The organism is Micromonospora echinospora (assembly GCF_900091495.1).
GTDB classification, from domain to species: domain Bacteria; phylum Actinomycetota; class Actinomycetes; order Mycobacteriales; family Micromonosporaceae; genus Micromonospora; species Micromonospora echinospora.
The window spans coordinates 6,513,013-6,537,899 of record NZ_LT607413.1; the positions used below are offsets into that span (position 1 = coordinate 6,513,013).

The 24,887-nt window shown below is 75.2% G+C and carries 11 protein-coding genes and 1 pseudogene; 6 read left to right on the forward strand and 6 right to left on the reverse strand.

Features of this window, described 5'->3' with window-relative positions:
• Positions 1-10 precede the first annotated feature (10 nt).
• Entirely contained in the window at positions 11-1,303 is a 1,293-nt protein-coding gene (locus GA0070618_RS27960; RefSeq protein ID WP_088984287.1) for an extracellular solute-binding protein, read from the reverse strand.
• A 251-nt stretch (positions 1,304-1,554) separates the two neighbouring features.
• Here GA0070618_RS27960 and GA0070618_RS34990 point away from each other — a divergent pair.
• The 3 genes and pseudogenes from GA0070618_RS34990 to GA0070618_RS27970 form a co-directional block, all read left to right on the forward strand.
• Positions 1,555-2,411, forward strand: a pseudogene (locus tag GA0070618_RS34990) (family 43 glycosylhydrolase); the annotation flags it as partial.
• Between the two features lie 75 nt (positions 2,412-2,486).
• Complete coding sequence (locus GA0070618_RS34995) at positions 2,487-3,179, forward strand: beta-xylosidase family glycoside hydrolase (protein WP_231931960.1); 693 nt, start codon at positions 2,487-2,489, stop codon at positions 3,177-3,179.
• Between the two features lie 47 nt (positions 3,180-3,226).
• Positions 3,227-3,886 carry a polysaccharide deacetylase family protein gene (locus GA0070618_RS27970; protein ID WP_088984288.1) on the forward strand — a complete coding sequence of 220 codons (660 nt, stop codon included), beginning with the start codon at positions 3,227-3,229 and terminating at the stop codon, positions 3,884-3,886.
• A gap of 14 nt (positions 3,887-3,900) precedes the next feature.
• Here the strand turns inward: GA0070618_RS27970 and GA0070618_RS27975 are convergent, their stop codons facing one another.
• Genes GA0070618_RS27975 through GA0070618_RS27985 form a run of 3 tightly spaced genes read right to left on the reverse strand, consistent with a single transcriptional unit; the run spans position 3,901 to position 6,564 of the window.
• Positions 3,901-4,545, reverse strand: coding sequence for a response regulator (locus tag GA0070618_RS27975; RefSeq protein WP_088984289.1), 645 nt, complete (start codon positions 4,543-4,545; stop codon positions 3,901-3,903).
• Positions 4,536-5,684 carry a sensor histidine kinase gene (locus GA0070618_RS27980; protein WP_088984290.1) on the reverse strand — a complete coding sequence of 383 codons (1,149 nt, stop codon included), beginning with the start codon at positions 5,682-5,684 and terminating at the stop codon, positions 4,536-4,538. The genes GA0070618_RS27975 and GA0070618_RS27980 overlap by 10 nt, the downstream gene beginning before the upstream one ends.
• A 4-nt stretch (positions 5,685-5,688) precedes the next feature.
• Complete coding sequence (locus GA0070618_RS27985) at positions 5,689-6,564, reverse strand: DedA family protein (protein ID WP_088984291.1); 876 nt, start codon at positions 6,562-6,564, stop codon at positions 5,689-5,691.
• Between the two features lie 163 nt (positions 6,565-6,727).
• On the opposite strand from GA0070618_RS27985, the gene GA0070618_RS27990 reads away from it, so the two are divergent.
• The 3 genes from GA0070618_RS27990 (at position 6,728) to GA0070618_RS28000 (ending at position 9,547) form a co-directional block, all read left to right on the forward strand.
• Complete coding sequence (locus GA0070618_RS27990; protein ID WP_088984292.1) at positions 6,728-7,708, forward strand: DUF2804 domain-containing protein; 981 nt, start codon at positions 6,728-6,730, stop codon at positions 7,706-7,708.
• 188 nt (positions 7,709-7,896) lie between these two features.
• Positions 7,897-8,184, forward strand: a complete 288-nt coding sequence (locus GA0070618_RS27995; RefSeq protein ID WP_088984293.1) for a holin — start codon at positions 7,897-7,899, stop codon at positions 8,182-8,184.
• 46 nt (positions 8,185-8,230) lie between these two features.
• Entirely contained in the window at positions 8,231-9,547 is a 1,317-nt protein-coding gene (locus GA0070618_RS28000; RefSeq protein ID WP_088984294.1) for a family 43 glycosylhydrolase, read from the forward strand.
• Between the two features lie 60 nt (positions 9,548-9,607).
• Here the strand turns inward: GA0070618_RS28000 and GA0070618_RS28005 are convergent, their stop codons facing one another.
• On the reverse strand, positions 9,608-11,224 hold the full coding sequence (locus GA0070618_RS28005; protein ID WP_088984295.1) for a condensation domain-containing protein: 1,617 nt from the start codon (positions 11,222-11,224) through the stop codon (positions 9,608-9,610).
• The gene (locus GA0070618_RS28010) at positions 11,221-24,885 is read right to left on the reverse strand and encodes a non-ribosomal peptide synthetase/type I polyketide synthase (protein ID WP_231931961.1); all 13,665 of its coding nucleotides are present in this window, start codon (positions 24,883-24,885) and stop codon (positions 11,221-11,223) included. The genes GA0070618_RS28005 and GA0070618_RS28010 overlap by 4 nt, the downstream gene beginning before the upstream one ends.
• Positions 24,886-24,887: the final 2 nt, after the last annotated feature.

Genomic DNA, 24,887 nt, shown 5'->3' on the forward strand with positions numbered 1-24,887 from the left:
CGGCCATGGCCTACTGGCTCTTCGCCACCGCGGTGATGTCCTTGACGATCTGCTCGGCGCTCTTGTCGCCGGCGACCAACGCGGCCACGCTGTCGTTGACCTGCTGGCCGACGGCCGGCGGGTACGCCTGGTCCAGGTAGAGCTGGAACCCGGTCGCGCTGGCCAGGGTCTGCGCCACGGCCTTGTTGTTCACGTCGGTGATCGCCGAGGTGGCCTCGGTGACGGTCGGCAGCACCGCGCCGGTCGCCGCGGATGTGCGCTGGCTGTCCACGCTGAGCAGCGTCTTGAGGAAGTCGACGGTGGAGGCGGGGGCGTCCTTGCCGACGGCGAAGCCGTTACCGCCGCCGAACACCTCGGTGGCGGCGCCCTTGCCGCCGTCGACGGCCGGGAACGGGAAGAAGCCGAGTTTGTCGCCGATGCCCTTCTTGCTGGTGGAGGAGGACGCCTGCACCGACGGCGCCCACTGACCCATCAGCTCCATGGCCGCGCCGCCGTTGCCCATCGTGGCGGCCTGTCCGTCCGGGGAGCCGAACTCGGCGCCGAGGAACCCCTTCTGGAAGGGCTGGAGGTCGACCAGTTCCTTGAACCGCTGGCCGGCCGCGACGAAGTCGGGGGTGTCGAAGTTCTTGTCCTTGGCGGCCTGCTGCAACGCGCCGAGCCCACCGATCCGCATCACCAGGTAGGCCCAGTAGAAGTGGGCGGGCCACTTGTCCTTGCCGGCCAGCGCCACCGGGACGATGCCGGCCGCCTTGAGTTTGGTGACCGCGTCCAGGAGCTGGGCCCAGGTGGTCGGCGCGGCGGTGATCCCGGCCTTGGCGAAGTGGTCCTTGTTGTACCAGAAACCGACCATGCCGAGGTCGAACGGTACGCCGTAGATCCGCCCGTCGATGGTGTACGGCTCCAACGCCAGGGGCAGCAACGAGCCGACCCAGGGCTTGACGTCGTCGGTGAGGTCCTTCACCAGGCCCGCGTCCACCTGCTGCTTGAGCACGCCGCCGCCCCAGGACTGGAAGAGGTCGGGCGGGCTTCCGGCCTGGGTGGCGGTGGTCAGCTTGGCCTTGAACGCCTCGTTCTCCAGAGGTTGGATCTTGACGGTGACGCCGTCGTGCGCGGACTGGTATTCCTTCGCCATCGCCGCCCAGACCGGCAGCATCGGCTCGGTGTTCTGGATGTGCCACCAGTTGATCGTCTGCGGGTCGTCCGGGTCGCCGGAGTCCCCGCCGCCGCAGGCGCCGAGCAGGTAGGCGCCGGCACCGGCGCCGACGAGGCCGAACAGCGTTCTGCGGGAGAGGTGCGCTGCCATGGTTCATCCCTTCGGGGACTCACGAGGTGCTCGGATGCCGATCTGGCCGGCGTGATGCGGCCAGGGTGTTCCGGAAGTTTCGCAAGCGGTGCCGGTATTACCAGGTGATGGCGGGCACGCTACGACGTGGTTGCACACCGGGTCAAGGGGTCTGTCCTATCGCGACAAGAGCCGCTACCGTGGTCGTAACTTCCAGAGTTCCCGGAACGGACTTCCGGAAGTTTGCCGAAAGTCGCACCCGAGGAGCCGACATGTCGACCGAGACCGCTGACGTGGCGACCGCCGCACGGGCGATCCGCAATCCCGTCCTGACGGGATTCCACCCGGACCCGTCGATCCTGCGGGTGGACGACGACTACTACCTGGCCACCTCGACCTTCGAGTGGTATCCGGGGGTGCGGGTGCACCACTCCCGTGACCTGGTGCACTGGCGACCGCTGGGCGGGATCATCACCGAGCGCCGCCTGCTCGACCTGCGCGGCTGCGGGGACTCCAACGGGGTGTGGGCACCGGACCTGTCCTACCACGACGGCGAGTTCCTGCTGGTGTACAGCGACGTGGCCAGCTTCGCCAGCGGCTACTGGGATCCGCAGAACTACCTGGTCACCGCGCCCGACATCGCCGGTCCCTGGTCGGATCCGGTGACGCTGCACGGGCGGGGTTTCGACGCCTCGCTGTTCCACGACGACGACGGCGACAGTTGGCTGCTGAGCATGAGCGCCGACTGGCGGCCTGGCCGGAACCGCTTCGCCGGCATCGAGATCCAACGCTACGACCGTCGGCGACGCCGCCTGGTCGGCCGTCCCCGGACGATCTTCACGGGCACCTCCGTCGGGCTCACCGAGGCACCCCGCCTCTACCGCCACGACGGCTGGTACTGGCTGGTCACCGCCGAGGGGGCACCAGTTGGGAGCACCAGGTCACCGTGGCGCGGTCACGCGAGCTGTTCGGGCCGTACGAGGTGGACCCGGCCGGGCCGATGCTGACCTCGGTCGGTCGCCCGGACCTGCGGTTGCAGAAGGCCGGTCACGGCAGCCTGGTCCGCACCCCGGCCGGTGACTGGTACCTGGCGCACCTGGTCGGACGCCCCTACACGCCCCTGGGCAACTGCGTGCTGGGGCGGGAGACCGCGATCCAGCGGGTCGAGTGGACGCCGGGCGGTTGGCCCCGCGTGCCCGGCGGCGTGCCGGCGGACGAGGTCACCGCGCCCGACCTGCCCCCGCACCCGTGGCCGCCGGCACCGGCCACCGACCACTTCGACGACGACCGGCTCGGTCCGGACTGGTCGACACTGCGCCGGCCGGCCGGCCCGGACTGGCTCGACCTGCGGGTACGCCCGTCCCACCTGCGGGTGCGCGGGGGGCAGTCACCCGTCGGCCGGCAGACGCCGAGCCTGGTCGCCCGGCGGGTCGGGGCGACCCGCTGCTCGCTGGAGACCGTGGTCGAGTTCGACCCGATCGACCACCGGCACCTCGCCGGGATCACCGCCTACTACAACACCCTGAACTGGCACTACCTCTACCTGACCCGGGACGACCACGGGCGGTTGGTGCTGGAGCTGCTCAGCGCGGACAGCGGACGACGGAGGACGTACCCCGACCTCACCGTCGAGGTGGGCGACGCCGGTCGGGTCGGATTGCGGGCGGTGTTCGACGGCCCGGTCGTCCGGTTCGGGTACAACCTCGGTGCCGGCTGGCGGGACCTGCCGGTGGAGCTGGACGCCACCGTCCTCTCCGACGAACACGCCGCCCTGGTCGTCGACGGGGAACCGGCGGCGTGGGGATTCACCGGGGCGTTCCTCGGCCTCTGGGTCCAGGACCTGGGCAACGACGGCGTCCATGCCGACTTCGACCACGCCACCTACCTCGAACACTGAGCCCGGCCGCGCCCTCGGCGACGGCCCCGGTACGGACAGGAGCCCCGATGCCACCCTCCCCCGTGCCCGGCCCGGCCGGCGCGCCTTTCCCCGCCCCGGCCCGCCCCGTCAGCACCGCCGTCGTCGACTCCGCCCGGGGCGGTGGCCGCACGGTCAGCCTCACCTTCGACGACGGACCGAACCCCGCCGACACCCTGCGGCTGCTGGGCGTCCTGCGCCGGCACCGGGTCGCCGCCGTGTTCTGCCTCTGGGGCGAGCACGTCGACGACCACCCCGACGTGGTCCGCCGGATCGTCGCCGACGGGCACGCCCTGGGCAACCACGGCATGCGCCACGACGACATGGCCCGCTGGCCGGCCGAGCGGATCGCGGCGGACCTGCGGGCGACCAACGACGCCATCCGACGGGCCGTGCCGGGTGCCCGGATCCGGTACTTCCGCGCCCCCTACGGCGCCTGGGGAGGGACGCCCGCCGTGGCCGCCGCCCTGGGCATGCGCCCGCTCGGCTGGCGGCTGGCCGTCGGCGACTGGGAGCCGCCCGGCACCGACGAACTCGTCCGACGGCTGGTCGACGGGGTCACGCCCGGCGCCGTGGTGCTGCTGCACGACGGCGGTGGCGACCGCCACCAGACCGTCGAGGCGGTCGACCGGTTCGTCCCCGTCCTGCGGGCGCGGCGCTGGCGGTTCACCCTGCCCGCGCGGGACTGACCTGCCCGGCGGACTCAGACCCCGAGGTAGCGGAGCACCGCCAGCACCCGGCGGCTGTAGCCGGCCGCCCGTGGCAGGTCGAGCTTGTCGAAGATCGTGTTGATGTGCTTCTCCACCGCGCTCTGCGACACGTGCAGCCGCTCCGCGATGGTCGCGTTGGTGTGGCCCTGTGCCATGTGGTGCAGCACGTCCCGCTCGCGCGGGGTCAGCCGGGTGAGCGGATCGGCCGGGTCCGCGCCGGCCAGGACCTGCCGGACCACCTCGGGATCGAGCGCCGTCGCGCCCGCCGCCACCCGGTCGAGTGCGTCGAGGAAGTCGTCCACCTGAGCGACCCGGTCCTTGAGGACGTAGCCGACACCCTCCGGGCGGTCGGCGAGCAGGCGGGTGGCGTACCGCTTCTCGACGTACTGGGAGAGCACCAGGATGGCGGTCGACGGCCAGCGCCGCCGGACCTCCAGGGCGGCCCGCAGCCCGTCGTCGGTGTGGGTGGGTGGCATCCGCACGTCGGTGACCACGACGTCGGGCCGGTGCCGGTCGACGGCCCCGGTCAGCTCCTCGGCGGAGGCGACGGTGGCCGCGACGTCGTGCCCCTCCTCGGCCAGCAGCCGGGCCAGCCCCTCCCGCAGCAGGGTGGAGTCCTCGGCGAGCACTATCCGCACGGCAGCTCCACGGAGACGGTGGTGGGCCCGCCGGCAGGGCTGTCGACGCACAGCCGCCCGTCGAGGGCCCCGACCCGGCGGGCCAGGCCGGACAGCCCCCGCCCGGCAGGGTCGGCCCCGCCGACGCCGTCGTCACGCACCGCCATCCGGACCGCCCCCTCCCCAGCACCGATCTCGACGGTGATCAGGGTAGCGGCGGCGTGCTTCGCCGCGTTCGTCAGCGCCTCGCAGGCCACGAAGTACAGCACCGTCTCGACCTGCCGGGCGGGCCGTGCCGGCAGGTCGCAGCGGATGCGGACCGGCACGTCGGAGCGCTGGGCGACCAACTCCAACGCCTGTCCGAGGTCGGCGTCGTCGAGCGCCGACGGGTACACCCGCCAGGCCACCTCACGCAGCTCCACGACGGCCTGCTGAACGTCGGAATGGGCCTGGGCGAGCAGTTCGGCCGTTCGGGCGGCGTCCCGGCTTCGGCGGGCCCGGCCGAGCAGCATCCCGAGGGCGACGAGCCGCTGCTGGAGCCCGTCGTGCAGGTCCCGCTCGATGCGCTGCCGCTCAGCGTCCACCGCGGCGATCACGCCCGCCCGGCTCACCACCAGTTCCCGGACGCGGTCCTCGAGCAGTTCCCGCCGGCTCGGGCCGAGCAGACGCCGGGCGAGCCGCACGTCCAACGCGCCGACACTCACCACGGCCTGGACGTTCACCAGGAACAACGCCGCACCGACGACCACCTGTACCAGCGCGTCGGCCACGCCGAGGTCACCCCGGAGCGTGGCCAGCAGCACGATCGTCGCCAGCACCACACCGACGGCGAGCAGCCCGTACGCCAGCAGGCCGAGCACCCCGGGCAGCAGGCGTACGGCCAGGTAGCCCACCTCCCTCCGCCCGCCCGTCGCGCCGGGCGAGAGGTCGGCGTCGTGGAACCGGGCGAGGCGACGGCGCTCGTACCGCACGAGCGCCGAGGCGTACCGCCGGATCGCGGCGCGTACCGGGCGGCGGGCCGGGGGCACGACCCCGGCGGTGGCCCCGGCGACGGCCGCGACCGCGAGGAAGAGCCCCCCGACGCCGGCGGTGAGAATCCCGAGGGCGACCCCGAGGGGAATCCTTCCCGGGCGCGGCGACTCCGGCCGGTCCTCCGCCACCGGTTCAGGGCCGCCCGTCGGCGTGCCCGCCGGTCGGCCACTCCTCCGGGCGGGCGCTGCGGTAGATCGTGCCCCGCCCGTCCGGATCGGGGGCGACACGCAGGGGCGCGGGTCCGACCGGCTCGGGGGCGACACGCGACGGCACGGCGACCGGATCGGCGGCGGACGGCGCGGGCCCGACCGGCGGCACCGGACCAGCGGCTGACGCCCCGCCCCGGCGGGCCCGGACGAGGCGGGAGCCCACGAACCAGCAGACGGCCACCGCGCAACCGACGATGACCAGTTTCTGCAGCACCCCGGCGTACCCCTCGACCAGGTGCCAGTTGTCGCCGAGCAGGTAACCGGCCAGCACGAAGGCGCTGTTCCAGATCAGGCTGCCCAGGGTGGTGTAGAGGGCGAAGGTTCCCAGGGGCATCCGCTCCACCCCGGCCGGTACGGAGATCAGGCTACGGAAGATCGGAATCATCCGGCCGAAGAAGACGGCCTTCACCCCGTGCCGCAGGAACCACGCCTCGGTGCGGTCCACGTCGCTGAGCTTGACCAGCGGCAGCCGTGCCGCGATCGCCCGGATCCGGTCCCGGCCGAGCACGGCACCGATCCGGTACAGCGCCAGCGCGCCGAGCAACGAGCCGAGGGTGGTCCAGAAGATCGCGCCGAGCAGGCTCATCCGACCCTGGGCCGCCACGAAGCCGGCCAGCGGGAGGATCACCTCGCTGGGGATCGGCGGGAAGAGGTTCTCCAGCGCCACGGCCAGACCGGCCCCGGGTCCACCGAGCCGTTCGACCAGGTCGGTGACGAAACCGACCAGGCCGTCCTCGGGCGGGGCGGCCGACCGGGCGGCGGTGCCGGTGGTGGGCAGGGCGTGCGCGGTGCGAATCATGCTCCACACGTTACGAACGGATCGGCGGGTCGACCACGGGGCCGGCCACCGACTCCGTCGGCGACGACCACACCGGGTGGGGTGCGGAGAACCCCAGGGCACCCGCCCGTCGCCGGTTCCGCCGACCCTCCGTCGACGACCAACCGGCCGGTATCCTGCCGCCGTGACGCACGAGCGCGAGATCACCGAGCCGGTCGAGCTGTGCCTGCCGGACGGGCGCCTCGACCCCGACGCGGTCGGCTGGACCCGCCGGCCGCTGCACCGGGCCAACCTGCGGGGCTGGGGCCGGCGCAAGCGGTGGGAGTACTGGGGTGTGGTCACCCCCACGCACATCCTCGGGGTCGTCGCGTCCTCCCTGGACTACGCCGGGGTGCACAGCGTCTACCTGCTCGACCGGGCCACCGGCACCGAGGTCGCCACGGAGGCGGTGGTGCCGCTGGCCCGCGGGGTCGTCCTGCCCGAGCGCAGCGGCGCGGGCCGGGTGTCGGTCCGGGCCGGCGCGGTGACCGTGACGATCGACCAGACGCCCGAGGCGACGCTCCTGCGGGCCAGCGCCGGTCAGGTCGAGATCGACCTGACCATGCCGCTGCCGCCGGGGCACGAGTCGCTCGGCGTGGTGGTGCCCTGGGGACGGCACCGCTTCCAGTACACGGTCAAGGACGTCGGTCGGCCGGTGCAGGGCCGGTTCCGGGTGGGCACCACCTGGCACGACGTCCCGTCGGCGGAGTCGTTCGCGGTGCTGGACCACGGGCGGGGCAAGTGGCCGTACTCGATCACCTGGAACTGGGCCGCGGGCGCCGGCCCTGGTCGCGCGATCCAGCTCGGCGGGGCCTGGACCGACGGCACCGGGAGCACCGAGAACGCGCTCGTCGTCGACGGCCGGTTGCACAAGATCGGTGACGAGCTGCGCTGGCGGTACGACCGCGCCGACTGGACCCGGCCGTGGCGGATCACCGGACCCCGGGTCGACGTGACGTTCCACCCCTTCCACGAGCGGGTCTCCCGCACCAGCCTCGGCGTCGTCGCCAACGAGACCCACCAGTGCTTCGGGCACTTCACCGGCTGGGCGGCCACCGACGACGGCGAGCGGATCGACCTCGACGGTCTGGTCGGCTGGGCGGAGGAGGCCCGCAACCGCTGGTAGCCCGGGCGTCGACGAGCGCGTCCGGGCGGCGCGGTCCCGTCTTCGCGGGCCGGACGGTCGGTGACGCCGGCGGGACGGCGGTCCGGGGAGGCTGTCCGCAGGTGAGCGCCGCGCGCCGACGGCTCACCCGCCCTGTCCCCTCCGCCCGGGCCGCGCCGGTTCCGGGCCGTGTCGCACCTGGAGACACCGTGTTCACCACGACCTTCTGGAAGCAGGCCGCCGAACGGGCGGTCAAGTCGGCCGCGCAGGCCCTGCTCGGCCTCTGGGCCCTCGACGGTTGGTTCGACGTCCTGACCGCTGACTGGCCGATGGCCGGCGGGGTGGCTCTCGGCGGTGCGGTCCTGTCGCTGCTGACGTCGCTGGTTTCGCTCGCCGGTGGACCGGAGCAGTCGCCGAGCCTGGTGTCGACCACGCCACCGGCGGCGCCCGTCGAGCCGACCGCCCGCCCATCGCGCGACCCGCACACCGCCCGGTAGCGCCGAAACCCTTTCTTTACATCGATGTACGTGGTTGTATTCGGTCATGCGCCGACTTCTCGCCTGCCTGGTCGCCGCCCTCGCGGCCAGCCCCCTCGTCCTCAGTGCACAGCCGGCCGCCGCCGCGACCACGGCACCGGCGCTGGTCATCGGCAGTGACTTCCCCGACCCCGACATCCTCAAGGTCGGCGACACCTACCACGCCTACTCGACCAACAACGGCAACGGCAACGTGCCGGTGGCCACCGCCACCTCGCTGACCGGCCCCTGGACGCGGCGGGGGAACGCCCTGCCCACCCTCGGCGCCTGGGCCAGCGGCGGACGCACCTGGGCGCCCGAGGTGTTCCGCCGCGCCGACGGCCGGTACGTGCTCTACTACACCGCGCTCAGCCGCAGCGTGGGCCGGCAGTGCATCGGTGCCGCGACCGCCACCTCTCCGCTGGGCCCGTTCGCCCCGGTCGGCACCGGGCCGCTGATCTGCAACGGCGGCGAGGGCGGCAACATCGACGCGTCCAGCTTCGTCGACAGCACCGGCCTGCGGTACATGCTCTACAAGGACGACGGCAACGCGATCGGCCAGCCGACCAGCCTCTGGCTCCAGCAGGTCGCCGCCGACGGGGTGACGTTGCAGGGTTCCCGGGTGGAGCTGCTGCGCAGCGGTCGCCCGGAGGAGGCCGGGGTCATCGAGGCGCCCGTGCTGACCAAGGTCGGCAGCCAGTACGTGCTGTTCTACTCCCTCGGCGGGTACGGCGGCGACGCCTACCAGACCAGCTACGCGACCTCGACCTCACTGACCGGTCCGTACACCAAGGCGTACCGCTCGCTGATGACCACGGCCTCGCTGGACAACGCCGTCCGGGGCCCCGGCGGCGCGGACGTCGTCCGGGAGGCCGGCGGCGACCGCATCGTCTTCCACGGCTGGATCAACAACAACAGCGCCCGGGGGATGTACGTGGCGGACCTCGGCTGGTCCGGCGGGTACCCCGTCGTGCGGGGCAGCCGGGTGCGCTACGAGACCGAGCGGGGCCGGCTCAACAACTGCGCGGTCCGCGCCACCACCACCGCCTCCCAGGGGCAGGCCGTGGCGTACATCGACCACGCCGACAGCTGGGTCGAGGTGACCGTGTTCGCCCCGCGCGCCGGAAACTACACCGCGCACATCGCGTACGCCGCCGGCTACGGCGACGCCCAGCACACCCTGACCGTCAACGGCGGGGCGGCCCAGGCGGTCACCTACCCGAACACGGGTTGGGAGACCTGGCGGCAGGTCCGGGCCGACGTCACGCTCAACGCCGGCAACAACACCCTCCGGCTGACCCACCGCAGCCGCTGGGCGGAACTCGACTTCGTCGAGATCGCGTAGGTTCCGACGCACGGCACCCGGGCCGGGTGGTCCGCCGACGTCGGCGGACCACCCGGCCGGTCACGTCGTCCCGGCGTCACCGGCACGGGGCAGCGGGGCGTCCGGCGCGGCCAGCAACCGGGACAGCAGCCGCTGGTACCGGTCCAGCCAGCCGGCGACCGTGTCGGCGTCGAACAGGTTCGCCGCGTACTCGATGAGCAACGCCATCTCACCTGTCGGCAGGGGACGGAGCTGCCAGGTCAGGTCGCCCCGGGCGCCGGCCAGCACGACGTCCCGGGCCAGGGCCGGTTCCAGGCCGGTCAGACGCAGCACCGGGTCGGCCATGTCGAGCAGGTCGAAGTAGACCCGGCACGGGAAGTCGGCGAACGCCTCGCCGAGCGTCGCGATCTGCACCGACGACGGCACCGACTGGCGGGCCAGGGCCTGCCAGGTCACCCGCGTGGTCCGGTGGACCAGCTCGTCGAAGGACGCCACGCCGGCGACCGGGACGATCAGCAGGGCCGCCTGGGCGAGGACACCCACCACCCGGTCGAACCGGGGATCGGTGCGGTTGGCCACCGAGGTGGCCAGGTTGACGGTCGGCGAGCCGCTCAGCCCGTGCAGCAGCCAGGTGTAGGCCGCCATGAACACCGCGTACGGGGTGGCGTTCCGGCTCACGGCGTACGCCGACACCGCCGCGACCAGGTCGGCCGGGAAGGTGTGGTGGAGCACCCCGCCGGGGTCGGTGGTGAGGGGAACGCGCGGCCGGTCGGTGGGCAGCCGCATCGGGACGGTCCCGGGGGGCAGGTCGTCGACCCACTCCCGGAGCATCCGTCGGGTCTCCGGCCGGGCCAGGTACTCGACCTCCCACCGGCAGAAGTCGACGAACTCGGCCGGCAACGGCGGCAGGTCGGCGGGACGGCCGGTGACCTCCGCCTCGTAGAACGCCGCCAGGTCGTCCAGGAGCGGTTGGACCGACCATCCGTCGACGTAGCCGTGGTGGATGGCGAGGGTCAGTTCGTGCCGGCGGTCGTCCGGCCCGGTCGGGCCCTCGGTCTGGAACAGCGCCGCCCGGAACGCCGGTTCACGGTCCAGGGCGAACGGGATCGAGGCCCATTCCTCGACCGCCCGGTCCAGGTCGTCCACCGGGACCGTCCGCACCGGCAGCGGCACCGGCCGGGGGGCGAGCACCTGCTGGCACACCCCGTCCTCCCGGGCCGCCAGCCGGGTCCGCAGGGCCGCCTGCCGGACGGTCAGCCCGGTCAGGGCCCGGCGTAGCGCCGCCCGGTCGAGCGGGCCGTGCAGCGTCAGCCGGAAGGCCACGGTCAGCACCTGCGGAAAGGCCATCTGCCTGGTGATGTGGTACTGCCGGGTCTGGCCGAAGCTGGCCGGCGCGGTCGCCAGCACCCGCCAGTCGTCGCCGTCGTCCCCGGGGTCGGGATCGGCGTCGACGGCGGAGCCGGTGCGGACGGGCGCGGCGGTGGACTCCGGTCCGGCCGGCACCGGCGGGCCGTCGGCCCGGCCGAGTCGGCCCAGCAACGCCGGCTTCAGCCGACGCATGGCCGCGAGCAGCTCCGCGTCGAGCGCGTCGGCGGGCGCGTCGTAGTCGAGCTGCTCCCCGCGTACGGTGAGCCGCACGTCCCGGCGACGCAGCTCGCGCAGCAGATCGTCCAGGTCGGTCGACTCGGGGGCGGTCACAGTGTCCCCCTGACCCGGGCCGGCGCTCCGGCGTCGGCCGGTTCCGTCCCCGTCTCGCGCAGCCACCGCGCCATCGCCCGCACCGTCGGTTCGCGCAGGAAGTCCAGCACCCCGATGGTCGCGCCGGTCTCCGCACGGACCCGGTTGAGCAGCCGCATCGCGGTCAGCGAGGTGCCGCCCAGCGCGAAGAAGGTGGTCTCCACACCGAGCGCGGGCAGGCCCAGTTCGGCGCACCAGAGGTCGTGCAGCCGGCGTTCCAGGTCGTCGGCGGGCGGGGTGCCGTCGCCGGCCCACTCCGCCGACGTCCGGTCCGGCTCCGGCAACGCCGCCCGGTCGATCTTGCCGCTCTCGGTGGCGGGCAGCTCGGGCAGGATCGTCCACGCGGTGGGCACGAGGTAGTCCGGCAGGCGGGCGGCGAGCTGACGGGCCAGGTCCGCCGGGTCCACGCCGGGACGGTCGGGCACCACGTACCCGGCCAGGTAGTGCCCGCCGTCGGGGTCGGTCCAGCCGCGCACCGCCGCGTCCCGCACCCCGTCGAGGCGGCGCAGATGGTGCTCGGCCTCCCCGGGCTCCACCCGGAAGCCCCGGATCTGCACCTGCGCGTCGGCCCGGTGCAGGAACTCCAACTGCCCGTCGGGACGCCACCGGAGCACGTCGCCGGTGCGGAAGACCGGACCGTACTCGGGGTGGTGGAGGAAGCGGGCGGCGGTCTCCTCCGGCAGGCCCAGGTAGCCCCGGCCCAACTGCCGGCCACCGAGGTACGCCTCCCCGGGCACGCCGACCGGGGTCGGCCGGCCCTCGTCGTCGAGCACCCGGACGAAGGTGCCGGGCACCGGTCGACCGATCGGCGGCGGCTCGTCGCCGGTGGTGGTGCCGTCGAGGTGGACCCAGGTGGAGACGACGGTCGCCTCGGTGGGGCCGTACACGTTGGTGAGCGTGAACGGCAGACCCGGCGTGGCACCGCGGCGCAGCCGGTCGCCGCCGACGACGAGGTGCCGCAGCGCCGGTCGGGGCCCGCCGGACCAGTCCAGGTCGAGCAGCAGTTCCCCGACCGGGGTGGGGAGGAACGCCACGGTGACGCCGGTGGCGACCAGCCAGTCGCGCAGACGCACCGGGTCGAGCCGGACCTCGTCGGGGACCACGTGCAGCGTCGCGCCGGCACGCAGCGCCGGCCACACCTCGATGCAGGAGGCGTCGAAGCCGGGACTACAGAACCAGCTCAACCGGTCGTCGGCGGTGATGCCCAGGTCTCGGGTGTACCAGGCGACGGTGTTGCTGATCGCCCGGTGCGGGATCACGCAGCCCTTGGGGCGACCGGTGGAGCCGGAGGTGAACAGCACGTACGCCGGGTCGTCCAGCTCGACCGCCGGGCCGTCGCCGCCAGGTTCGGCGGCGGGGTCGGCGGCGGGGTCGGCGGCGGCGAGCCGGTCCAGGTGCAGGGTCACCGCCGCGCCGGGCAGTGGCGGCAGCGTGGACCGGGACACCACCACCCGCAGCGCGCCCTGGTCGACGACGTCGGCCAGCCGGGCGGTGGGCTGCTCGGGTGCCAGCGGAACGTAGGCCGCTCCGGCGTGCAGCACGCCGAGCATCGCGGCGACCGCGTCGGCGCTGCGGGGCAGGTGGATGCCGACGAGGTCGCCGGGGCCGACGCCCGCCGCGCGCAACGCCTCGGTCACCGCCGCCGCCCGGTGGCGCAGCTGCGGCCCGGTCAGCCGCCCGTCCGGACCGACGACGGTGGTCCGGTCGGGACGCAGCAGGGCGGGCAGCGGGACGTCGGCGTCGGGTGGCGGCGGTCCGCCGTCCTCCCCCGTCGGGCTCGCCTCGGGCGGGACGACCGGTTCGTCCGGACGCGCCGTGCCGGCCCGCAGCACCGCCACCAGCCGGTCGAGGACGCGCCGCGCGGTGCCGGGGTCGAACAGGTCGGTGGCGTAGTTGAGCTGGCAGCGCAGCGTGTCCCCGAGGTCGGTGACGAAGAGGGTGAGGTCGAACGGCGCCCGGCGGACGGCCGCGTCCAGCAGGGTGGCCCGGACGTCGGGCAGGTCGAACGCGAAGGCCGGCTGGTTGTCGTACTCGATGACGACGTCGAACAGCGGGTGTCGCCCGGCCTCGGGTTCGACGCCCAGGGCCCGCGCGACGCGACCCACCGGCACGTCCCGGTGGTCGTGCGCGTCGAGCAGCGCGGCACGGGCCGCCCGGACGACGTCGGCGAAGCTCGCGTCGGGGGTCACCGACAGCCGCAGCGGCAGCGTGGTGACGAAGAGCCCGACGGCCTCCTGCGCGGCGGCGGGACGGTGCGCGACCGGGGTGCCGAGCAGCACGTCCGGCTGGCGGCCGTCGGCGACGACCGCCGCGAACCCGGCCAGCAGCACCATGAACGGGGTGGCGCGGAGCCGTCGGGCGGCGTCGCGCACCGCCCGGGTGAGGTCCGCGTCGAACTCGACCCCGGCGACCGCGCCGACCCCACTGGGGACCGCCGGACGGGGCCGGTCGGTCGGCAGCCCCGGCCCGGCCCGGCGGGACCCGAGCCGTTCCCGCCAGTACGCCAACTGGGCGTCGACCACCTCCGGGGCCGGTTCGTCGGCCGGGACCGGCCAGGGCGGCGGGGCCGGCAGCTCGGCGGGTCGGCCGGCCAGCGCCGCCCGGTAGCCGGCGGCCACCTCCCGGGCGAGGACCTGGGCCGAGAGGGTGTCGATGACCAGGTGGTGCATGCGGAGCACGAGCAGGTGCAGCCGCTCGTGCACCCGAACCAGACGGGGCGCGAACAGCGGACCGGTGTCCAGGTCGAACCGGTGTCGGGTCTCCTCCTCGGCGATCTGCGCGGCGAGGGTGGCGACGTCCCGACCGGGCGCGTCGTGCACCGGCAACTCGACCGGGGCGGGTGGTCGCGGCACCTGCCACGGCTCGCCGTCGACCTCCCGGACGGTGGACCGCAGCGCCGGGTGCCGTCGTACGACGAGCGTCAGCGCGTCGCGCAGGGCGGTCACGTCGAGCGGCCCGTCCAGGCGGACCACCTGGGACTCGGTGTAGGTGGGACGGCCGGGCAGGACCCGCTCGGCGAACCAGATCTCGCGTTGCGCCTCGGTCAGCGGGCTGGCGTCCTCCGCCGGAGCCCCGGCGTCGTGCTGGCCCGCCGTCCCGCCGGGTGCCGCCGTCCCGCCGGGTGCCGCCGTCCCGCCGGGTGCCGCCGTCCCGCCGGACGCCCCGGACGCCGGGGTCGGTCCGGCCGGACCGGCGAGAAGCGTGTGCAGCCGGTCGATGCCGGGCAGGCCGGCCAGCATCCGGCTCGGGGAGAGACCGAAGTCGACGAAGCAGCCGATCTCGTCCACGCCCAGCGCGGTGAGACGTTCCACCAGCGGTCGGGCCTCCTCCGGGCTGCCGATCAGCGCCCGGTCGGAGGTGTACCGGTCGTAGGCCCGGCGGAGGAGGTAGTCGACGTCCTCCGGGGCGGTCGAGTCCAGGTCGATGGTGACCCCGAGACTGTTGGTCACCTGACCGAAGAGGGCCAGCGACGACCGGAGGTAGTCGCAGAACGGGCCGAACGCCTCCTCGCGCGCCCGGTCGCCGTCCTCGCCGAGGTAGGTGTGCAGCAGCAGGACGATCCGCCCGCCGTCCGGGTCCAGGCCGTGTTCGGCCCGGGTCTGCCGGTACAGGGCGATGTTGCCGGCCAGTTGCGTGACGTCCTGGGACATCAGGTTGGTGATCACACCGAGCCCGGCCGCCGCCGCCCGGCGGTAGCTGTCCGGGTTGCCCACCACGGCGGTGAACAGGGGTGGCATCGACTGGACGGGCGGCGGGAAGAGCCGCACCTCGACGGGTTCGCCGTTGCCGGCGGTACGGGTGACCGCCTCCCCCCGCCAGAGCCGGCGGATCTGGTCGAGGGACTCGTACATCGCTTCCCGGTGCCGGCCGTACGTCTGCGGGGCGAGGACGAAGTCCCGGGCGTGCCAGCCGCTGGCGCAGCCGATCCCCACCCGGCCCCGGGAGAGGTTGTCCACCACCGACCACTCCTCGGCGACCCGGATCGGGTCGTGCAGCGGCAGTACGGCGCAACCGGCGTGGATACGGACCCGGCTGGTGCGCGCGGCGACGGCGGCGGCCAGCACGGACGGGTTGGGGAAGATGCCGCCGAACGAGTCGAAGTGGCGTTCGGGCAGCCACACCGCGTACAGCCCGTGGGTGTCGGCGAAGGCCGCCGCGTCGAGCACCGCGTCGTAGCGGTCCTCGACGCTCTCCTGCGGGTAGTCGCCGAAGAAGTAGAGGCTGACGTCGACCCGGCCCGCCGCCCGCGTGCCGCCGGTGTCCGGCGCGGCGTCGGCCCGGCCCTCGCCCCCCGGGGTCGCCGGCCGGGCGGGCGTGTCGGCCCGGCCCGGCACGACCGCCGGGGCGGGCGCCACCGCCGGCACCCGCTCCCGGACCGGAGGCGGCACGGCCACCCGGGACGGCACGACGGCCGGTCGCCCGTTGACGGAGATCGGCCCCGAGGCGGAGGCCGCTCCGTTGACGGCGGCCGGGCCGAGGACGGGCGGCGCGCCGGGAGCGGATGCCGGACCGGGCAGGAACCCCCCGGCCCGCAGGGCGAGCAGGCTGTCCCGCACGGCGTCGACGATCCAGTCGACGTCGGCGTCGGTGTGCGCATCGGAGAGGAAGAAGTTGCGCCACTCCCAGACGTGCACCCCGGCCAGCACCAGGTGATGGAAGAGCAGGTCCAGGTTGACCTCGGAGGCGAAGCGGAACAGCGACCCGAAGCGGTGCACCCGCAGCGGGAAGTGCTCCTCGGCGCAGAACGCGTTGACCGCCGCAGCGAGCCGCTCGGTGCGCCGGTTCAGCCCGTCCTGGAGCGCCGGCCCCCGGTCGCGCAGCTCGGTCAGCACCGCCCGGGCCGCCACCATGGAGAGCGGATGCTGGATGTACGTGCCGCCGAAGAAGGTGGTGTCCTGCGGCGGGTAGCTGTCGTCGCCGTAGGTCCAGAAGCCGCCGTCGACCCAGTCCATGATGTCGGCGCGACCGGCCACCGCGCCGACCGGGTAGCCGCCGCCGATCACCTTGCCGTACGTGGCGAGGTCGGCGCGGACACCGAAGACGCCCTGCGCGCCCTGCGGGTGCGGGCGGAAGCCGGTGAGCATCTCGTCGAAGAGCAGGACCATCCCGTGCCGGTCGCAGGCGGCCCGCAGCGCGTGGAGGAACTCCGCCGGCTGGCGGTCCGGGTACCGGCTCTGCACCGGTTCGACCACCACGGCGGCGATCCGGTGGGCGGACTTCTCGATCGCCACCAGGCTCTCCGGGTCGTCGTACGGCAGGACCATGACGTCGCTCATCGCCGACTCCGGGATGCCGGCGGAGACCGGCACGGTGCGCCAGGTGTCGCCGTCGCGCACCCCACGGCCCAGCACCGGGTCGATGTGGCCGTGGTACGACCCGGTGAACATGACGATCAGCGGACGACCGGTGTACGCGCGGGCCAGCCGGAAGGCCGCCGAGTTGGCCTCGGTGCCGGTGGTGGCGAAGGCGGCCCGGTCCATCCCGGTCAGGTCGCAGAGCAGCTCGGCCGCCTCACCGGTCTCCGCGCCCCGGGGCCCGAGCCGCAGCCCGCCGTCGAGGTGTTCGGCGAACGCCCGGGTGAGGAAGTCCGGCTCGTGGCCGAAGAGCAGGGCCCCGAAGCCCATGGTGATGTCGACGTAGGTGTTGCCGTCGACGTCCTCCAGGTGGGCGCCCCGGGCCCGCCTGGCGGCCAGCGGGTAGAGCAGCTCCTTGGTGGCGCGACGGAAGCCGACCACGGCCCGGCTGTCGGCCAGCCGCCGCCGGTGCCGCTGGGCGAGCGCCTTGGAGGTCGCGGTCCGCGCGGTGTAGCGGCGGACCAGGTCGGCGAAGTGCTCCTGCTGGCGGGGGTCGAGACGACCACCGCCCAGCCCCGCGCCGACCCGGGTGGGCCGGGGGCCGACCTGGGCCGGGACGGTCGCCGGGTCGGTCCGCGCCGACGCCGCCGGTGCGACGGTGCCGTCGACCGCCGACCCGGCGCCGGGCACGACCGGCGCGGACGCCGGCACAGCCCCGGCCGGGGCGGGTGTCGCGGCTGCGGCGGCGGGCGGCGCGGTGATGGCGGACGCCGGAACGGTGGCGGACGACGGCACGGCGGGCGGGACGGCGGCGGGCGGCGGGACGGCGCCCAGCGCGGAGAGCTGGCGGGCCATCAGGTCGGTGAACTGCCCCATCAGCGCGAGTTGCCCCCGGAGCAGCTCACCGGCGACGGGGTCACCCGCCGTCGGGACAGCCGCCGACGACGGGACCGGCCCGGTCGGCGGGACGGCCACCGCCGACGCACCGGGGAGCGGCGTGCCGGGCACGGGCGGCGCCGGAGCGGGCACGGTCGCTACCACCGGCGTGGGCAGCACCGGACCGGTCCGGACCACGTCGGGCCCGGCGTCGGCGGCGGGGGTGTCGGGGCGGGACGGGGCGACGGCGGCGTATCCGGACGGAGCGGTCGCCGCCGGAGCGACGCCGGACACCGGGACGGGCGTCGCGTCCACCGTGGCGGACGGCGCGTCGGCGGGGCGGGACGGGGCATCGGCGGCGGGCGCGCCCAGCGCGGCGAGCCGCTCCGGTGCGGCCCGCTCGACGATCGCCGCCGTCAGCCGGCTCGGGCTGTCGAGTTCCTCGAACAGTTCCCGCATCGGGACCCGGATCCCGAAGGTCGTCTCCAGTTCCCGCAACAGGTTGATCATCAACAGCGAGTCGGCGCCGAGGTCGAAGAAGGGCGTCTCCTCCGGCACCCGGTCGATGTCGGTGCCGAGCTGGTGGGCGGTCAGCTCCCGCACCCGGCGCAGGACGAGCGAGGCGGCGGGGGCCGGAGTGGCGGCCGGGGACATGTCGGGACCTCCTGCGACCGGGGGGTCGGACGGGACGGACGGCACCGGACGGGGCACGGCGGCCCAGTGCCGGGTCCGCTGGAACGGATACGTGGGCAGGGGGACCCGGCGGCCGGCCGGCGCCAGGGCCGCCCAGTCGACCTCGACGCCCCGGCAGAACAACTCGGAGAGGGCGGTGAGCACCTCGGCGGCCCGGTCGGCCCGTCCCCGCTGGACCGGGATCCACCGGGTCTGCGGCCACTGCCGGCCGAGCATGGTGAGCAGCGCCTCCGGGCCCAGCTCCACGAAGGTGGCGCAGCCGTCGGCGACCAGCCCGGCGACGCCCGCGCCGAAGTCCGACCGTTCCCGGGTCTGGCGACGCACGTGCGTGGCGTCCGGCCGCGTACCGGGGGCCAGGCGCGCACCGCCGAGCCCGGTGACCAGCGGGATCCGCAACGGTCGCCAGTCGAGCGTGGCGGCGTGCGCGGTGAGGTCGTCGAGGACCGGTTCCAGCAGCGCGGAGTGGAACGCCCGGTCGGTCGGCAGCGGCCGGTGCCGGAGGCCGGCGGCGTCGAGCTGCCGCCCGAGGTGACGCACCGCCGACGGGGGTCCGGCCACCACGTGCCGGCGTGGCCCGTTGGACACGGTCAGCTCGACCTCGGGTGCCCGGCGCAGCAGCGGCTCCAGTTCGGCCTCGTCGGCCAGGACGGCGAGGGCCGCGCCCGGTGGCGTGCCGCGCTGCATCAACTCGCCCCGTACGGCGGCCAGGTGCAGGCCGTCCTCCACGGAGAGCGCGCCGGCCAGGCAGAGCGCGGCGTACTCCCCCGCGCTCTGTCCGATGACGACGTCCGGGCGGACGCCGACCGACTCCAGCAGCCGGGCCTGCGCGACCTGGAGGGCGAACAGGGCCGGCTGCACGGTGGCGGTGCTCCACTCGTGGGCCGCGCCGCGCAGCGCCGCCAGCAGGTCGACTCCCCAGTCCTGCCGGTACCGGACGGCACAGGTCTCCAGGACCTCCCGGGCCGGCTCGTACGCCAGCAGGCCCACCGCCGCCGCGCGCAGGTTGACCCCCTGTCCGGTGCAGGCGAGCACGACCGGCCCGGGCCCGGTGTCGGGGACCGCGCCGGTGACCGAACCGGCCCGCTCGCCCGCCGCGTCCGGCCGGCCCCTGAGCACCGAGGCCGCCTCGGCCGGGCCGGTGGCCCAGGCCACCAGCCGGTGACGTCGCCGCTGCCGGCCCGCGCCGAGCGTGACCAGCACGTCCTCGGGACGCGGTGGGTCGGTGGCGAGCCGGTCGGCCATCCGCTCGGCCAGCGCGGTCAGCGCGGCGGGCGTCTGCGCGGTCAGCGGCACGACGGTTGGCGGGCCCGGGTCGGCGGCGGACGGGGGCGCGGGGGCGGGAGCCGGGGGTTCCTCCACCACCACGTGGGCGTTGGTGCCGCCGACGCCCAGCGACGAGACCCCGGCCCGGCGGGGACCGGGCACCGGCCACGCCTGGACCGACGTGGGCAGGTCGAACGGGCCGTCGGCCAGGCGCAGTTCCGGGTTGGGCCGGCGCAGGTTGGCCACGGGCGGGATCCGGCCGTGCCGGACCGCCAGCGCGGCCTTGATCAGCCCGGCCATGCCGGCGGCGGTGTCCAGGTGGCCGATGTTGGCCTTCACCGCGCCCAGCGGCAGCGGGGCGGTGCGGTCGGCGAAGACCGTCCGCAGGGCCGCCATCTCGATCGGGTCGCCGACCCGGGTGCCGGTGCCGTGGGTCTCCAGGTAGCCGATCGACGCGGCGGGTACCCCCGCCACGGCCAGGGCGTCCCGGATCACCCCGGCGTGGCCGTCGGCCGTGGGCGCGGTGTAGCCGCTCTTGGCGGCCCCGTCGTTGTTGACCGCCGAGCCGAGGATCACCGCGTGGACGGTGTCGCCGTCGGCGAGCGCGTCGTCGAGGCGCTTCAGCAGGACGGCCGCGACCCCGTTCCCCCCGACCGTACCGTCGGCGTCGGCGTCGAAGGCACGGCAGACGCCGGCGCGGGAGAGGATCGACCCCTCCGCGTGCCGGTAACCGGCCACCCGGGGCACGTGCACCGCGGCGGCGCCGGCCAGCGCCAGGTCCGACTCCCCGGCCAGCAGCGACCGTACGGCCAGGTGCACCGCGACCAGCGAGGTGGAGCAGGCGGTCTGCACGCTCAACGCCGGACCGGTCAGCCCCAGCCGGTACGCCACCCGGGTGGCCAGGAAATCGGGCTGGTTGCCGATGGTGACCTGCAACGCGGTGAGGTGGTCGACCGGGTCGGTGCCGGCGAGCTGTTCCAGCAGGTAGGAGCGGAGCGAGTAGAGGTGCATGCCGGAGCCGGCGAACACCCCGACCCGGCGCCGGGTGCCGGCGTACCCGGCGTCCTCCAGCGCCTCCTGGCATACCTCCAGGAAGAGCCGCTGCTGGGGGTCGGTCAGCGTCGCCTCGCGCGGCGCGATGCCGAACGCCTCGGCGTCGAAGCTCTCGATGTCCTCCAGCGCGCCGCTGACCGGCACGAACGCCTCGTCGTCGACCAGGGCGGCCGGCCAGCCGGCGGCGAGCAGCTCGGCCCGGTCGAAACGGCGCACGTCGACCTGCCCGGCGAGCAGGTTGCGCCAGTACCGGGCGGCGGTGTCCGCGCCGGGCAGCCGCAACGCCATGCCGACGATCGCGATACGTCCGTCGCCCGGGGCCCGTACGCCGCCGGTGTCGCCGGTCCGGGTCGCCGCGCCGGCCAGCAGGTCCACCAGGTACGCCACCAGCGTGGCGGGCGTGCCGTGGGTGAACAGGGCGGTCTGCGGGAAGCGTGCGTCCAGGGCCTGTTGCAGCAGGGTGTGCAGGCGTAGCAGGTGCACCGAGCCGAGGCCGGCGTCGTGGAACGCGGTGCGCTCCTCGATCCCGGCGGGCAGGGCTGCGCGCAGCACCTCCCGGACGGTGCGCGTCACGGTCAGCGGGTCCCGGGCCGGCGCGTCGGACGTCGTGGTCGGACGGGGCCCGGACGATGACGTCGGGACCACCGACGGAGCCGACGGCGCGGTGCGGGCGACCGGTGGGGGCGTCGGGTCGGCCGGTGCCGACGCAGCAGGCGGGCCGTCCGGTGCCGGCGCGGCAGGCGGACCGTCCGGCGCAGTGGGTGGGGGCACCGACGTCCCCTCCGCCGGTTCCTCGGCGGTGTCCTCCGGTGCCACCAGCGCGGGGGTGCCGAAGGCGTCGACCGGGTCCGGCCCGGACGCGGTGACCGCCTCCAGCGGCCGGACGGGCCGCACCAGGTGCCGGACACGCGCCGCGTCCGGGTCGACGCCGGCGAGGAGGTGCCCCGGGGGCAGGCGCAGCGCCACCCGGGTCAGCGCGAGCCCCTCGGTGCCGGAGAGGGTCCGCAGGTGGCGGCGGGTGGCCTGCTCGACGCCGCCCCGGGTGGCGCTCATCCCGATGCCGCGCCACATCCCCCAGCTCACGCACTGCACGGGCCGCTCCGTGCCCAGGTGCGCGCAGAGCGCCTCCAGGAAGGCGTTGCCGGCCGCGTAGCCACCGGTGCCGACCACCGGCACCAGCGCCAGCAGGGACGAGAACGCCACCAGGCGGGTGCCCGGCCGGTGCCGCAGCAGACGGGCCACCTGCACCGAACCGTCCACCTTGGCCGCCGTGGCGGCCCGCCACCGCCGGGGATCGATGTCGGTCAGGGTGGCCTGCCGGTAGTCGCCGGCGAGGTGCAGCACCCCGTCCAGCGGCGCCTGCCACTCCCGCTCGGCCGCGTCGAGCGCGGCCCGCAGGGCAGCGCCGTCGGTGACGTCGGCGGCGGCGTACCGCACCCGTCCGGTGCCGCCGTCGAGGTCCGCCACGGCGGCGGAGACCTGCGCGGCCGGTGTCCGGCCGACCACGAGCAGGCGCAGGTCGAGGTCGGTGGCGAGCCGGCCCAGCACGGCCCGGGACACGCCGCCCAGGCCGCCGGTGACGAGCCAGCGGGTGCCCGGTGGGACCACCGGCCCGTCGCCGGTGGCGGCGTCAGGGGCCTCGACCCGGTGCAGGGTGCGCACGAGCGGCCCGTCCCGCCAGGCCACCAGGTGCTCGCGGTGCCGCCAGGCGGTCGCCGCCGCGAGCACGGCGGCGTCGGTGGCCACGTCCGGGCCGGGCAGGTCGAGGTGCCAGGTGCGGACGTCGGGGTGCTCGACACCGAAGGTCTCGCCGAGGCTGGCGGTGAGCGCGGCCGGGTAGCAGCCGGGTTCGTCGCCCCGGATGCGGTACAGACCCCGGCTGACGGTCAGCAGAGTGCCGGTCCAATCGGCCCCGGCCAGCGTCCGCAGCAGGTGCAGGAGGTGGGTGCCGCACGTCTCGACGGCGGCGTCGACGGCCGCCGCGTCGGCCGGGTCGGGGGTCGGCAGGTAGCTGGGGGCGAAGACGACCAGCGCGGGCGTCCGGCCCGGCGCGGCGAGCGCGGCGCGCAGGGTCGGGCTGCCGTCCCCCTCCGACGTGCCCGCCGGCGCGCCGTCCCCGGCGGCGGTCAGGCCGTCGACGAGCACGACGTCGGGCAGCGCGTCGCGCAGGGCCGTGGCGAGTCCGAGCCGGTCGGTGACCACGAGCACCGGTCCGGGCGGTGGGTCGCCGCCCATCGCCCGGGGTGTCCAGGCCGGTCGGTAGAGACAGTCGGTGATGGTGTCCGGGCCCGCCTCCAGCAGGTCGGCGCGGCGTTCGGCGGCGGCGTACCCACCGTCGAGCAGGCGGGTACGCATGGCGCTGCGCTGGATCTTGCCACTGGTGGTCTTCTCGAACCGGTCGCGGTCGACCGCGACCAGGCGGACCGTGGCGACCTGGAGCCGGTCGGCCAGGCGGCGGCGGATCCGGGTGAACAGGGCGGGGTCCGGTTCCTGCTCGGCGACGAAGAGCACCACGATCTGCTCGGCGCCGTCGACGTCCGGCGCGCCGACCGCGGCGACGAAACTCGCCGCGACACCGTCGACGTCGCCCACCACGTCCTCGATGTCGTGGCAGAAGTAGTGGACCCCGTTGACGATGATGACCTCTTTGCCGCGCCCGGTGATGGTGAGCCGGCCGTCGGTGAGCAGGGCGAGGTCCCCGGTGTCGAACCAGTCCCCGTCGGGGAAGGCGGCCCGGTTGGCCTCGTCGTTGCCGAGGTAGCCGGGCGTGACCCGCACCGACCGCACCTGGAGTCGGCCGATGTGCCGGTCCGGCAGGGCGGTGGTGCCGTCCGGGGCGGTGATCCGGAACCGCGCGCCGGGGGCCGCGGCGCCCATGCTGAGGAAGCCGGTGACACCGGGCCCCGGGGCGTCGCGCAGGGTCACCCGGGTGCCGTCGGCGGCGAGTTCCAGGTGCTGCACCGCCGAGGCGTCGGCCGGCTGGTAGCTGATCGCCGTGCAGGTCTCGGCCATTCCCCAGGCCAGCAGCAGGGTGGCGGGCTCGATGCCGAAGCCGCGCACGTCCGCCAGGAACTGCCGGACCACCGGCACGGTGCACTGCTCACCGGCGTTGATCAGGCTCCGGACGTGCCGCAGGTCCCAGCTGCGGTCCGGTCGCCGCCGCAGCGCCTCGGAGACGAGCTTGTAGCCGAAGTTCGGCGACCAACTGTGCTGGATCCGGTGACGTTCCAGCAGGTCGAGCCAGAGCAGCGGGTCGGCGAGCACCAGGGCGGTGGCGACGTGGGTGGTGCCGCAGCCGAGCACGACCGGGCCGATGTGCATCATGACGATCCCGGCCACGTGGTCCAGCGGCAGCCAGTTGAGCACCTCGTCCCCGGCCCGCATCCGGCCGACCTGCCGGGCGCCCCGGGCGTAGTCGACGATGCCCCGGTGGGTCATCGGGATCACCTTCGACCGGCTGGTGCTGCCGGAGGAGAGCTGGAGCATCGCCACGTCCTGCGGATCCGGCCGGTGCAGGTCGGCGGCGGGTGGGTGGTCACGACAGTCGGCGACGTCGAGCACCCGCATCCCGTCGAGGCCGTGGCGGTCGGCGTACCGGGTGAGCGCGGCCACGGTGCCGTCGCCGGAGAGCACCGGGGGGCGGTCCAGGCCACGCCAGGCGTGCTCCAGCTTGTCCAGGGTGGCGTTGGGGTCGGTGTAGCCGGGGGCCTGGGCGACCGCCACGGCGTGCAGGCCGCCGATCAGGCAGGCCCAGAGCGCGACGCAGTGGTCGAGCAGGGACGGCATGTGCAGGATCACCGGATCTCCGGCGCGCAGGCCGGCGGCGCGCAGGCCGGTCAGCGTCCGCCGGGCGGCGGCGAGCAGGTCGGGGTACGGCAGCAGCCGGGTGCCGTCCTCCTCGACGACCCGCAGGCCCCGGTTGGGCCACTGCTCGGCGACACGGACCAGGGCCTCCGGCAGCGTCTCCGGGTCGTCCGGCCCGACGATCGTCGCGGGACCCGCCGCGACGGCCGCCGGTCCGTCCGGCGGCGGGGTGTCCGGCGCGGCGGTGGGGGACGCGGTGGCGGCCGTCGCCGCCCAGCGGGCCGGGAGGTCGATCAGGTCGGCCAGGTGCCGCCGCCGCGCCGGCGGCGCGGGTGCCGGTCGGACCGGGGCCCCCACGGTGCCGGCGACCGGCAGCGCCGCCAGCGCGGCCCGGTCCGGAGTGCCGTCGGCGGCCCGGGGGATGCCGGAGACCACGGCCACGGTGACCGGGGGCCCGGACGCCTCGCGCCGGGCCAGCGTGACCACCTCGGCGGTCCGTCGCGCCCGGATCGGCGGCACCGTGGCGGCCGGCACCACGTAGGCGATCCGCCGCTCCTGCCCGTCGCCGGTGGTCCGGTCCAGCACGGCGGCGTCGACGATCTCGGCGCGCTCGGTGAGTGCCCGGATCAGCTCGTCCACGG